This is a genomic window from Streptomyces macrolidinus (assembly GCF_023887685.1).
GTDB lineage: Bacteria > Actinomycetota > Actinomycetes > Streptomycetales > Streptomycetaceae > Streptomyces > Streptomyces macrolidinus.
Genome location: NZ_JAMWMR010000003.1, coordinates 131191 through 143866, shown reverse-complemented (window position 1 = coordinate 143866; position 12676 = coordinate 131191). Strand labels below are relative to the sequence as shown.

Here is a 12676-nt window from a genome sequence, read left to right as displayed (position 1 = left end):
GCTGGGGCGGCTGTCCCGCTGGACCGCCACGCTCACCTGGAAGGCGGCGGCCTTCATCACCGTGATGTGCTGCGGCCTGGCCGCGGTGCTCGGCATGCTCGTCCATGTCCAGGTCACCGACCAGACCGTCGGCGCGGCCCGCAGCCGTGCGCTCGCCCGGCTCACCCAGGCGACCCGGGCGTACGAGGCGGGTGCGCGGCTGCCGCGGCGTACGGGGGTGGATCTGCCGGGGCTGCCGGAGCGGCTGCGGGAGCTGGCCGAGGACGGGCAGCGCGGCACGATGGTCGGCACCGCCGGCCCGCGGCCCGCGATGTGGGCGGCGGGCCCCGCCGACGGCGGACGGGCGCTGGCCGCGCAGGTCGACTACGCCCAGGGGGCCGACATCATCGCCGGGCTCGACCGGGCGATCCTGTGGTCCTCGGCCCTGGCGATCGGCGCGACCCTGTTCGTCGGGACGTTCGCGGTGACCCGGGTGACCCGGCGGCTGCAGGACACCGCGCAGGTGGCCCGGCGGATCAGCGCGGGCGACCTGGACGCGCGTGTGGCGGACCCGCGCGCGGCGGACCGGGCGCGCCCGCAGGACGAGGTGGCGGCGGTCGCCGGTGCCCTGGACACGATGGCGGCGACCTTGCAGGGCAAGCTGCTGACCGAACAGCGGTTCACGGCGGACGTGGCGCACGAGCTGCGCACCCCGCTGACCGGGCTGCACGCGGCGGCCGAACTGCTGCCGCCCGGACGCCCGACCGAGCTGGTGCGCGACCGCGTGGCCGCGCTGCGCACGCTCACCGAGGACCTGCTGGAGATCTCCCGGCTGGACACCCGGCGGGAGCGGCTGGAGCTGGGCAGTGAGCGGCTGGTGCCGCTGGCCGAGCGGGTGGTGCGGGCCTGCGGCGCGCGGACCGAGGTGCGGGTCGTGCGCGACACCCGCGTGGAGACCGACCGGCGGCGCCTGGAGCGCGTGCTCGGCAATCTCGTGGCGAACGCGCACCGGCACGGGCGCGGCCCGGTGATGCTGACGGTCGACGGTCCGCGGGTGACCGTACGGGATCACGGGGACGGCTACCCGGACTACCTGCTGGCGCACGGGCCGCAGCGCTTCCGTACCGAGAGCGGCGGGAAGGGGCACGGGCTCGGCCTGACGATCGCGCTCGGCCAGTCGGAGGTGCTGGGCGCCCGGCTGGAGTTCGCCAACGCACCGGGCGGTGGCGCGGTGGCCGTGCTGACGCTCCCCGAGCGCGTACGGTCCGCGGCCGACGACGGCTCCGAGGTCCCTCGCCCGCGGCCTCGGGCGAGCCCTCGCCCGCGACCCGATTGTCGCTCATAACGGGGCATCACGGTCGGGCGCTTGTTACGTTCCGCACATGATCCAGCCCGGAACGCCAGGGACGAGCACGGCGGCGGAGACCCCCGCTCCCGCCCCGCGGCTGCCCCGGCGCCGTGGCATCGAGTTCACGCTCATCCTGCTCGCCGTGCTGATCTCCGTGTACGGCTACTGCGCGGTCGGCCTCGCCCAGCACGGCACCCTGCCGCCCGGTGCCGTCCACTACGGCGCCGGGCTCGGCCTGCTCGCGCTGCTGGCGCACGGCGCGGTGCGGCTGCGCGCCCCGTACGCGGACCCGCTGCTGCTGCCGATCGCCGTGCTGCTCAACGGCGTGGGCCTGGTGCTGATCTACCGCCTGGACCTGGAGACCCCCGGCGAGAGGGAGGCCCCGGCCCAGCTCTACTGGTCCACGGTCGGGGTGGCGCTCTTCGTCGCCGTCGTGGTGCTGCTGCGCGCCCCTCGGCTGCTCCAGCGCTACACCTACGTCTGCGGGGTCGCGGCCCTGGTCCTGCTCGTCCTGCCGATCTTCTTCCCGCCGCTGAACGGGGCCCGGCTCTGGCTGAGGATCGGTGACTTCTCCATCCAGCCGGGCGAGTTCGCGAAGGTGCTCCTCGCCGTCTTCTACGCCGGGTATCTGGCCGCCAACCGCCATGCGCTGGCGTTCTCGGGCCGCCGGATCGGGCCGCTGCAACTGCCCGCGGGGCGCGTCCTCGGCCCGGTCGTCGCGATCTGGCTGCTGAGCGTCGCCGTGCTGGTGCTGGAGCGGGACCTCGGCACCTCGCTGCTGTTCTTCGGCCTGTTCATCGTGTTGCTGTACATCGCCACGGGCCGCACCGGCTGGATCGCGGTCGGGCTGCTGCTCGCGTCCCTCGGCGCGCTCGCCGTCGCCCGGCTGGAACCGCATGTGCACAGCCGGGTCCATGAGTGGCTGCACCCCTTCGCCTCGATCGACGCGGGCCAGGGGGCGGGCCAGATCGCCCAGTCCCTCTTCGCGTTCGCCGCCGGGGGCGCCCTCGGCACCGGGCTCGGCCTCGGGCACTCGATCCTCATCGGGTTCGCCGCCAAGTCGGACTTCATCCTGGCGACGGCGGGCGAGGAGCTGGGCCTGGCGGGGCTGTCCGCGCTCTTCCTGGTGTACGCCCTGCTGGTGGAGCGCGGCTACCGGGCGGGCCTCGCGCTGCGCGACCCGTTCGGGCGGCTGCTGGCCATCGGGCTGGCGTCGATCGTCGCGCTGCAGGTGTTCGTGATCGCGGGCGGGGTGACGGGCCTGATCCCGATGACGGGCCTCGCGATGCCGTTCCTCGCGCAGGGCGGCTCCTCGCTCGTCACCAACTGGATCATCGTGGCGCTGCTGATCCGGATCAGCGACGTCGCGCGCAGCCAGTACGACGGGAGCGCGGCCCCATGAGCCTGCCCCGCGACCTCGGCTTCGCCCGGCGCAAGGGGACCCGCGCCATCCGCCGGGCGGCGGCCCTGTACGCCCTGCTGCTGATCGCCCTGCTGGTGAACGCGGCGCGGGTGCAGATCGTCGAGTCCTCGCGCTACGGGGACAATCCCGCCAACCGCCGCCCGATGATCGCCCGGTACGGCCAGCCGCGCGGTGACATCCTCGTCGACGGCCGGGCGGTGACCGGCTCCCGGGACACCGGTGGGCTGCTGCGCTACGAACGCACGTACCGCGACGGCCCGTTGTACGCGCCCGTCACCGGCTTCGCCTCGCAGGTGTACGGGACGACGCTGCTGGAGGCGGCGCAGGACGGCGTGCTCGCGGGCACCGCCCCGCAGCTCGCGCCCATGCCCGCGTGGAACGACGCCGTACGGGGGCGCAGTCCCGGCGGCGCTGTCGTCACCACCCTCGACGGGGCGGCGCAGCGGGCGGCCTACCAGGGCCTGGCGGGGCGCACGGGCGCAGTCGCCGCGATCGAGCCTGCCACGGGGCGGATCCTGGCGCTGGTGTCCGCGCCGTCGTACGACCCCGGGGAGCTGTCCGGCACGAGCGCGTCCGTGACCCGGGCCTGGGCCCGGCTGAACGCGGACGCCGCGCGGCCGATGCTCAACCGGGCGATCCGGGAGACGTATCCGCCCGGTTCGACGTTCAAGGTGGTGACGGCCGCGGCGGCGCTGGACTCGGGGGTGGTGACGGATCCCGACGACGCGACGTCGTCCGCGGACCCCTATCTGCTGCCGGGCACGCGGACCCGGCTGACGAACGAGGCCTCCGGCTGCGCGGACGCGTCCTTGCGCTATGCCTTCACCTGGTCGTGCAACACGGTGTTCGCGAAGCTCGGCGTGGACATCGGGCTGCGGAACATGAGGGTCGCGGCGACGGCCTTCGGCTTCGACGACCCGGCGCTGCGCATCCCGTTCGCGGTGGCGCCGAGCACCTTCGCCCGGAAGCCGGACGCGTCCCAGCTCGCGCTGTCCTCCATCGGGCAGTTCGACACGCGGGCGACACCGCTGCAGATGGCGATGGTCGCGTCGGCGGTGGCGGGCGACGGCACGATCATGGCGCCGTACCTCGTGGAGCGGACGACGACCCGGAGCGGCCGGACGGTCTCGACGGCCGAACCCCGCGCCCTGCACCGGGCGATGAGCGCGGGGACCGCGGCCCGGCTGCGGGAGCTGATGCGGAACGTGGTGGAGGAGGGCACGGGCCGCAACGCGGCGATCGACGGCGCCACGGTGGGCGGCAAGACGGGCACGGCCCAGCACGGGGTCGGCAACTCCGGGAAGCCGTACGCCTGGTTCGTCTCCTGGGCACAGGCGGACGACGCGCCGCAGCCCGCGGTGGCGGTCGCGGTGGTGGTGGAGGACGCGGCGGGCGAGCGCGGCGAGATCAGCGGGGGCGGGAACGCGGCGCCGATCGCGCGGGCAGTGATGGAGGCGGTCCTGAACTCCCGGCCCCATCCGCTCAATTCACCCCAGCACCCGCGCCACTGCTCCGAACCCGCCTGCTGGGGCGGCGCGTTCGCCCGCTGAGCCGGCGCCTCCTGCGGCCCTCAGCCCGCTCCCCCGGCCTCGATCGCCTCGGTCACCTCCGCGACGCGCGCCCTCTCCTCCGCGGCGAAGCGCTCCGCGTCCAGCGTCTCGGCCAGCTCCTCGTCCTGGGCCATCAGCAGGTCCAGGTTCGAGTCGCCCAACTCGAAGACGCCCATGTCGACGTACGCCCGCTGCAGGCGCTCGCCCCACAGGCCGATGTCCTTCACGCACGGGACGATGCGGCTGAACAGCAACTGCCGGAACAGCCGGAGGAAGGGCGAGCGTTCGCACAGCTCCTCGGCCTCCGCCCGGGGGATGCCGAAGTTCTCCAGCACCGCCTCCCCGCGCAGCCGGTCCCGCATCAGATAGCAGCCCTCGATCACGAACTCCTCGCGTTCGCGCAGTTCCGCGTCCGTGAGCTGCCGGTAGTGGTCGCGCAGGGCCATGCGGCCGAACGCCACGTGCCGGGCCTCGTCCTGCATGACGTACGCCAGGATCTGCTTCGGCAGCGGCTTGTCCGTGGTGTCGCGGATCATGCCGAACGCCGCCAGCGCCAGGCCCTCGATGAGCACCTGCATCCCGAGGTAGGGCATGTCCCAGCGGCTGTCGCGGAGGGTGTCGCCGAGGAGCGCGCTCAGGTTGTCGTCGATCGGGTAGAGCATCCCGACCTTGTCGTGCAGGAAGCGGGCGTAGATCTCCGCGTGCCGCGCCTCGTCCATGGTCTGGGTCGCGGAGTAGAACTTCGCGTCCAGGTCGGGGACGGACTCCACGATCCGCGCCGCGCACACCATCGCGCCCTGCTCGCCGTGCAGGAACTGGCTGAACTGCCAGGAGGCGAAGTGGCGGCGCAGCTCGCCCTTGTCGCGGTCGGTCATCTTCGCCCAGTACGGGGTGTCGTGGAGGGCCAGCGACTCGTCCGGGGTGCCGAGGGGGTCGTACGGATCGACCTCCAGGTCCCAGTCGATCCGCTTCTGTCCGTCCCACTGCTTGTCCTTGCCCTTCTGGTAGAGGGCGAGCAGTCGGTCGCGTCCGTCGTCGTACTCCCAGCTCAACCGTGCCGCACCGGTCGCGGGCACCTGCCAGCCGGGGCTTCCCGGGTCATCGGCATACAGCTCGTAGCTCGGCATACAGCCACGCTCACACGAGGTAGACGCCCCGTCAACAAGTCGCGCAGGGGCTCTTGACGCGCTTACTGACAGGCAGTCTCATAACGGGTGACCGCCGGTGACCGGCGTCCCGTTCGACAAGGTGGGGACAGCGATGACGACCGTGACGGAAGCCGATGTGCTGCGCGACGCGCTCGGTCTGCTCAAGGACCGGGAGCAGGTGGCCGAGCGACTGCTCGACGCTTCCGCCAAGCACTCCTTCGACCCGGACAAGGAGCTGGACTGGGAGGCGCCGTACGAGGACGGCAAGTGGTTCTGGCCGCCGGAGCTGGTGTCGCTCTACGACACCCCGCTGTGGCGGCGGATGAGCGAGGAACAGCGCATCCTGCTCTCCCGGCACGAGGCCGCGGCGCTCGCCTCGCTCGGCATCTGGTTCGAGCTGATCCTGATGCAACTGCTGGTCCGGCACGTGTACGACAAGGCGGCGACGAGCGCGCACGTGCGGTACGCGCTGACCGAGATCGAGGACGAGTGCCGCCACTCGAAGATGTTCGCGCGGCTGATCGCGCACGGCGGGACGCCCTGGTACCCGGTGAGCCGGACCCATCAGCACCTGGGCCGCCTCTTCAAGACGATCTCGACCACGCCCGGTTCCTTCACGGCCACGCTCCTCGGCGAGGAGGTGCTGGACTGGATGCAGCGGTTGACGTTCCCCGACGAGCGCGTGCAGCCGCTGATCCGCGGGGTCACCCGGATCCATGTGATCGAGGAGTCCCGCCATGTCCGGTACGCCCGCGAGGAGTTGCGCCGCCAGATGCTGACCGCGCCGCGCTGGTCGCGGGAGTTCACGCGCATCACCTCCGGCGAGTTCGCCCGGGTCTTCTCGGTCGCCTTCGTGAGCCCCGAGGTCTACGCGCACGTGGGCCTGGACAAGCGGGAGGCCATGGCGCAGGTGAAGGCGAGCGGCCACCGCCGGGAGGTCATGCAGTCGGGCGCGAAGAAGCTGACGGACTTCCTGGACGACATAGGGGTGCTCAGGGGTGCCGGCCGCCGGCTGTGGCAGTCGTCGGGGTTGCTGGCGTGAGCTAGGGCCTTTCGTTTGGATCAGGCCGGATCAGGGAGCGGGGTCTGGTGCCGTGGATCGCAAGGCGGAGGAGGGCGGCAGGGCGGAGCCCTGCCAACCGACGACAACGCGGCGAGGCACGGTGCCAGACCCCGCGAGCCCGGCATGATCCAAACGAAAGGCCCTAGGGGCCCCGGCGCCGGGTGCCCGTGTCCGCGGCGGCGCGATTACGCTGCGGAGCATGACCCCCGAGGCGCCCACCCGCTCGTACCGCAGGCTCAGTGTCGAGGAGCGGCGCCGCCAGCTCCTCGACACCGCCCTGTCCCTCTTCGCGCACCGCGCCCCGGAGGAGGTCTCGCTGGACGACGTGGCCGAGACGGCCGGGGTCTCCCGACCGCTGGTGTACCGCTACTTCCCGGGCGGCAAGCAGCAGTTGTACGAGGCCGCGCTGCGCTCCGCCGCCGACGAGCTGCGGCAGTGCTTCGCCGAACCCGCGCGCGGGCCGCTCGCCGGGCGGCTGAGCCGGGCCCTGGACCGCTATCTCGCCTTCGTCGCCCGGCACGATGCCGGCTTCAGCGCGCTGCTGCGGGGCGGCAGCGTGGTCGAGACGTCCCGCACCACGGCCATCGTGGACGGGGTGCGCCGGGCCGCCGCCGCGCACATCCTCGGCCATCTCGGCGTCGAGGAGCCGGGCCCGCGGCTGCGGATGACCGTGCGGACCTGGATCACCGCTGTCGAGGCCGCCTCCCTGATCTGGCTCGACGAGGACAAGCAGCCGCCGGTGGACGACCTGCGGGACTGGCTCGTGGACCAGTTCACGGCCGGTCTGGTGGCCACCGCCGGGCGCGACCCGCAGACCGCCGCGGTGGTCCGCGACGCGCTGGGCCTGGAGAGCGGCGAGGCGTTCGGCGCGCTGCTGGCGCGCGTCCTGCCGGTGCCCGGCGCGCACGACCGGCTGCCACTCCCCGACGCCGCCGAGCCGGTGCGGGAGACACTGCTGCCGTGAAGAGCGAAGACACCCCGTTCGTCGGCGGGCCCCTGGACGGGCGGGTGCTGCCGGTCCTGGTCGGCCCGACCGGCCACCCGCCGAAGACCTACCGCGTCCCGGTCCCCGACGCGGCCGGCGGCCCGCCCACCGTCCTCGTCTACCGGCGCGTCGAGGCGGGCCGGAGCAGGCGGCTCGGCCTCCATCTGGGCTGGCGGTACGAGTACGACCCCGAGGGGGACAGCGGCGGCCCGCGGTGGCCGTGGTCCAAGCCGCGCCGGACGCCAGGCGCCACGCCGGGGGGCGCGCAGGACTCCGCCGACGAGTGAGGTCCTTGGGCCGACCCGACCACTCGGCGAGGCGTCGGGGCTCGGTCCGTTCATCATTCCGGTGCGAGGTGGACGGACCACCCGCCGCACGGAGGTGATGTATGTCGGACGTGCTGCTCCGCCTGGTCTGCACGGCGGCGGTGACCGCCTCGGCCGTCCTCGTCCCCGCCCCCGCCGTCGCCGCCACGGCCCCGAGCAGCGCCTCGGCGAAGCCGGTGGACACCCGCTCGGTCCCCCAGTTGCTGCGGGACCTCCAGACCCTGTACCGGCAGGCGGAGCAGGCCACCGAGGCCTACAACGGCACCGCCGAGAAGCTGAAGCGGCAGCGCGCCGAGGTCGCCCGGCTCGACCGGCAGCTCGTACGGGCCCGGCGCGCCCTGGCCGGCAGCCGCAGCGCGGTCGGGCGGCTGGCCCGGCAGCAGTACCAGGGCAGCACGGAGCTGTCCCCGTACGTCCGCCTGCTGCTCTCCCCCGATCCGGAGCACGCGCTCGACCAGAGCCAGGTCATCGAGCAGCTCGCGCGTGAGCGGGCCGAGAGCGTGGCCCGGCTGACCGGCGCCGAGCGGCGCGCGGACACGCTGGCCCGTACGGCGCGCCGGGCCCTCGCCGAGCAGATCGCTCTCACCGGGCGGCAGAAGCGGCAGCGGGACGACGTCCAGCGGCGGCTGAAGGACGTGGAGGCGCTGCTCGCCTCGCTCAGTGCCGGGCGGCGCGCCGAGCTGGCCGAGCTGGAACGCGACGGCGTCGCCGCGGCGCAGAAGAGGTTCCTGGCGTCCGGCGCCCTCAGCGACACCCGTCCCCCCACCGAGCGCGGCGACCGGGCCGTGCGCTATGCCGTCGATCAGATCGGCAAGCCGTACCAGTGGGGCGGCGCGGGCCCGAGGTCGTACGACTGTTCGGGGCTGACCTCGCAGGCCTGGGTGCACGCGGGCCGGGCCATCCCGCGCACCAGCCAGGAGCAGTGGGCCCGCCTGCCGCACGTCCCGCTGCGGCAGCTCCGCCCCGGCGACCTCGTCATCTACTTCCCCGAGGCCACCCATGTCGCCCTCTACCTGGGCGACGGCATGGTCGTCCAGGCCCCCCGCCCCGGCACCCGTATCAAGGTCTCCCCGATCGCGGCCAACCCCGTCCTCGGCGCCGTACGCCCGGACCCCGGCGGCCGGCCCCTGCGCTCCTACGCGCCGCCGCCGCTCCCTCACGGGGCCTCGCAGGGCTCGGACACGGGCTACTCCGCCGCCGCGCCCGCGGGCGGCGCCTGACAGGCCCGTCGACATACGCTCCGCGCGCGTGACCTGCGGCCACCCGCCAGGTAACAAGCGACCGGCAACCAGGTAAAGTCCGACCACTGCATCATGAGAGAACATCTGTACGCTCCGGCTTCGGCCCGCGGCTTCTGACCGCGACCGTCAGCACGGCCGTACCCGAGATGTTTGAGTTGCCTGGAGCCCGCGAAGTGTCAGCATCGCCCCTGCCCGCTCGGTTGCGTACCGCCGCGGCACGTCTCCTGCTACCCACGGTGATCGTCCTGTCGTTCGCCGGTCAGGCGGTAGGCGCCTTCCTCCCCAGCGTCCCGCTGCTGGTGGCCGCCACCGCCGTCGGGCTGGCGGCGGACATCGCCCTGCACCGCTGGCAGCGGAAGACGGTCGCCAAATTCGGGAGACTGCACGCGACCGTGACGGTCCGTCAGGTCGTCCGGGACCTGTTGCTGGTGATCGGTCTGGTCCGCCTCGAGGACAAGAGCCACGAGACGAGGTATCTGGCCTTCGTCTGCGGCCTGTTGGTCTTCTACGGCCTGCACTTCGCATGCCGGGCGGTCGCCATCCTCGTGCGCCGCACCCGCACCCTGCCCGTGCTCACCCGGAACATCGACGCCTCCGCGCTGCGGCTGAGCCCCGCGCTCCCCGCGCTGCTGACGCATCGCACCGGGCAGCGGCTCCTGGTCTTCAGCCTGCCCTCGACGGCCGGTCTGCTGGCCACCGCGGTGACCGGCTCGGCCTGGTGGGCCGTCGCGGGGATCGCCCTGTCCGCCGCCCTCGCGGTCGTGTCCGTCGCCATGCTGCTGCTGCGGCTGCTGCCCGGCCGCCGGCCGGTCACGAGCGAGCAGGCGCTGGAGTGGTTCGAGGAGTGGCTCACGGAGTACCGGCCGACGGTCGGCATGTACTTCTCCGGCGGCACCTCCTCCGCCTACCAGGCGAACATGTGGCTGGAGCCGCTGGCGAAGCTGGAGGGCCGCCCGCTGATCGTGCTGCGCGAGCGCTTCATGGTGAAGCACATCACGTCCACCGACATCCCGATCGTGTGCCTGCCCAAGGTCGCCGATCTGATGCGTCTCGAGCACTCCACGCTGAAGATGCTGATCCACCCCTCGAACTCGGGCAAGACCTCGCAGGTGCTGCGGATCCCCACCATCAAGCACGCGTTCGTCAACCACGGCGAGAGCGACAAGCTGTCGAGCTGCAACCCGTACGCGAAGGCGTACGACGAGGTGTGGGTGGCCGGGCCCGCGGCGCGTGAGCGCTACGCCCTGGCGGACGTCGGCATCGAGGACAAGGACATCGTGGAGATCGGGCGCCCGCAGCTCGACGCCATCACGCCGTACGCCGGCGCGCCCGCGGGCCCGTACACCACGGTGCTCTACGCCCCCACCTGGGAGGGCTGGGACGGCAACCCGGGCAACACCTCGATCATCGAGGCGGGCGAGAACATCGTCCGTACCCTGCTGGCCGATCCGTTGGTCCGGCTGCTGTACAAGCCGCACCCGCTGACCGGCTCGGTCGTGCCCCAGGCGGGCGCCGCGAACCTCCGGATCCAGGAGATGATCCGCGCCGCGAACGCCGCCCGTGCCGCGGAGCGCACCGACGGACGGCCCGCGCCCGCCGCCGCGGCGGAGCTGGCCCGCACGACCGCCGAACTCGAGCGGCTCACCACGTCCTCGTTCCGGGCGAACGCGGACGACACGGAGCGGATGCTGCTCCAGACGACCCCGGAGCCCGGCCGTGCCGAGGCCGTGGCCGCCGCGACCGCCGCCTGGGAGAGTGCGTACTGGGCCTCGTTCCCCGCGTGGGAGCACCAGATCGTCACCGGGGCCCGGCCGAACGTCTACGCCTGCTTCAACGCCGCCGACCTGCTGCTCAGCGACGTCTCCAGCGTCATCTCGGACTACCTGGCGAGCGAGAAGCCCTACGCCGTCACCAACACCAGCGGCCTGCTGGAGCAGGACTTCCGCGAGGCCTTCCCCACGGTCCGCGCGGGCGCCGTGCTCACTCCGGACGCCTCCGGCATCCCGGCCCTGCTGGAGTCGGTGCGCGACCCCGCGAAGGACACCTACGTCGAGGCGCGCGCCGAGCTGAAGCGCCATCTGCTGGGCCCCTCCGACCCGCCGTCCGTCGTCCGCTTCAACGAGGCGGCCCGCGCGCTGTGCACGAAGGCCGACGCGCACCGGGCGGCCATGGCCGTCCGCACGCTCTCGGCGATCCCGACGCAGCCGGACGTCAGGTCGGCGCTGGACGACCGGCAGCTCAAGAGCTGAGCCCGCGGGGCCTGCCCCGCGGCAGGAACGCGATCCGCCCCGGACGCGCCGTGCTCGGCTCGTCCGGGGCGGATCGTCTCGGGCGGTGGACCGCCCGGTCAGAGGCGGGTCACCGCGCGGCGACCGCCGCCAGATACGCCTCGGTCTTCTCGGGCTCGTAGAAGAAGTTCTCGAAGTCGGACGGGTCGTCGAAGCCGTTGGCGAAGCGGTCGGCGACCGGCTGGTAGGCGCCGCCCGAGCCGATCAGCTTCAGCACGTGGTCCGGCGGCACGTCGAGCATCGCGTTCGTCCACTTGGTGACGTGCCGGGCCGTGTCCCAGTAGCGGTCGAAGGTCTGCCGCATCCAGGCCTCGTCGAACTCCTTCTCACCGTGTTCGAGGATCGAGGCGAGGTACGAAGCGGCGCACTTGGACGCCGAGTTGGAGCCCTGGCCGGTGATCGGGTCGTTGGTGACGACGACGTCGGCCACGCCCAGCACCAGTCCCCCGCCGGGCAGCCGCCCGATCGGCTGACGGACGGTGGGCGCGTACCGCCCCGAGAGCGTGCCGCCCGCGTCGGTCAGCTCCACCTCGGATGCGCGCGCGTGCTCCCACGGCGTGTACCGCTCCATGAGCGCGAGCGTCAGCGCCAGGTGCTCCTCGGGGTCCCTGATCCCCCGGAAGGCGTCGACCGGGCCGCCGGGCACGCCCTCCCAGAACAGGATGTCCGCGCGCCCCGAGAGGGTCAGCGTCGGCATGACGAACAGCTCGCCGACGCCCGGGACGAGGTTGCAGCGCACGGCGTCGAAGTCCGGGTGCTCCGGGCGGGGGCCGAGGCCGTGGACGTAGGCGACCGCGAGGGCGCGCTGCGGCTCGCGGTACGGGGAGCGCGCGGCGTCACGGGCGAACATCGACACCAGCTCGCCCTTGCCCGCCGACACCAGCACCAGATCGTAGGCGCGGGAGAAGTAGTCGAGGTCGGAGACCGCCGCGCCGTGGATGACCAACTGGCCGCCGCGCTGGGTGAACGTCTCCAGCCAGCCGGCCATCTTCACGCGCTGGTCCACGGACTGCGCGTACCCGCCCTCGAACATGCCCACCCAGTCGACGGCGCGCCGCGACTCCGGTCCCGTGACGGACACGCCGAGCCCCTCGATCCTCGGGGCCTGCGACTCCCAGAAGTTCAGCCGGAGGTCACGCTCGTGCTGGAGGGCGGTGTGGAACATAACCTGCGTCGACATGACCCGGCCGGTGCGGACCTCGTCCGCGGTCCGGTTGGACATCAATGTGACCTCGTACCCGTGCGACTGGAGGCCGAGGGCGAGCTGGAGTCCGGACTGACCGGCTCCGACGACGAGTATCTTCCGCATGGGGGGGTGGTGCTCC

At 73.1% G+C, this 12676-nt stretch carries 10 protein-coding genes; 8 read left to right on the top strand and 2 right to left on the bottom strand.

Going from position 1 to position 12676, the window contains the following annotated elements:
• The first annotated feature begins 64 nt into the window (after positions 1–64).
• Genes NGF19_RS04685 through NGF19_RS04675 form a run of 3 tightly spaced genes read left to right on the top strand, consistent with a single transcriptional unit; the run spans position 65 to position 4300 of the window.
• Positions 65–1324 carry an ATP-binding protein gene (locus tag NGF19_RS04685; RefSeq protein WP_252422636.1) on the top strand — a complete coding sequence of 420 codons (1260 nt, stop codon included), beginning with the start codon at positions 65–67 and terminating at the stop codon, positions 1322–1324.
• Positions 1325–1361: 37 nt separating this feature from the next.
• A complete protein-coding gene (locus tag NGF19_RS04680) occupies positions 1362–2729 on the top strand; it encodes an FtsW/RodA/SpoVE family cell cycle protein (protein ID WP_252422361.1) in 1368 nt (455 codons plus the stop codon).
• On the top strand, positions 2726–4300 hold the full coding sequence (locus NGF19_RS04675; RefSeq protein WP_252422360.1) for a peptidoglycan D,D-transpeptidase FtsI family protein: 1575 nt from the start codon (positions 2726–2728) through the stop codon (positions 4298–4300). The genes NGF19_RS04680 and NGF19_RS04675 overlap by 4 nt, the downstream gene beginning before the upstream one ends.
• 20 nt (positions 4301–4320) lie before the next feature.
• Here the strand turns inward: NGF19_RS04675 and NGF19_RS04670 are convergent, their stop codons facing one another.
• On the bottom strand, positions 4321–5427 hold the full coding sequence (locus NGF19_RS04670) for a ferritin-like domain-containing protein (protein ID WP_252422359.1): 1107 nt from the start codon (positions 5425–5427) through the stop codon (positions 4321–4323).
• Positions 5428–5560: 133 nt separating this feature from the next.
• Here NGF19_RS04670 and NGF19_RS04665 point away from each other — a divergent pair, with 133 nt between their 5' ends.
• The 5 genes from NGF19_RS04665 to NGF19_RS04645 all read left to right on the top strand — a co-directional run bounded on the left by NGF19_RS04665 (position 5561) and on the right by NGF19_RS04645 (position 11312).
• Positions 5561–6490, top strand: coding sequence for an AurF N-oxygenase family protein (locus NGF19_RS04665; protein ID WP_252422358.1), 930 nt, complete (start codon positions 5561–5563; stop codon positions 6488–6490).
• 220 nt (positions 6491–6710) lie between these two features.
• On the top strand, positions 6711–7475 hold the full coding sequence (locus tag NGF19_RS04660; RefSeq protein WP_252422357.1) for a TetR/AcrR family transcriptional regulator: 765 nt from the start codon (positions 6711–6713) through the stop codon (positions 7473–7475).
• Positions 7472–7783 carry a DUF8847 domain-containing protein gene (locus tag NGF19_RS04655; protein WP_252422356.1) on the top strand — a complete coding sequence of 104 codons (312 nt, stop codon included), beginning with the start codon at positions 7472–7474 and terminating at the stop codon, positions 7781–7783. Before NGF19_RS04660 ends, NGF19_RS04655 begins: the two co-directional genes overlap by 4 nt.
• 101 nt (positions 7784–7884) lie before the next feature.
• Positions 7885–9042 (top strand): NlpC/P60 family protein, encoded by a 1158-nt coding sequence (locus NGF19_RS04650; protein WP_252422355.1) that lies wholly within the window; start codon positions 7885–7887, stop codon positions 9040–9042.
• A 167-nt stretch (positions 9043–9209) separates the two neighbouring features.
• Positions 9210–11312, top strand: a complete 2103-nt coding sequence (locus NGF19_RS04645) for a hypothetical protein (protein ID WP_289734348.1) — start codon at positions 9210–9212, stop codon at positions 11310–11312.
• 109 nt (positions 11313–11421) lie between these two features.
• Here the strand turns inward: NGF19_RS04645 and NGF19_RS04640 are convergent, their stop codons facing one another.
• A complete protein-coding gene (locus NGF19_RS04640; protein ID WP_252422353.1) occupies positions 11422–12660 on the bottom strand; it encodes a styrene monooxygenase/indole monooxygenase family protein in 1239 nt (412 codons plus the stop codon).
• Between the last annotated feature and the right edge of the window lie 16 nt (positions 12661–12676).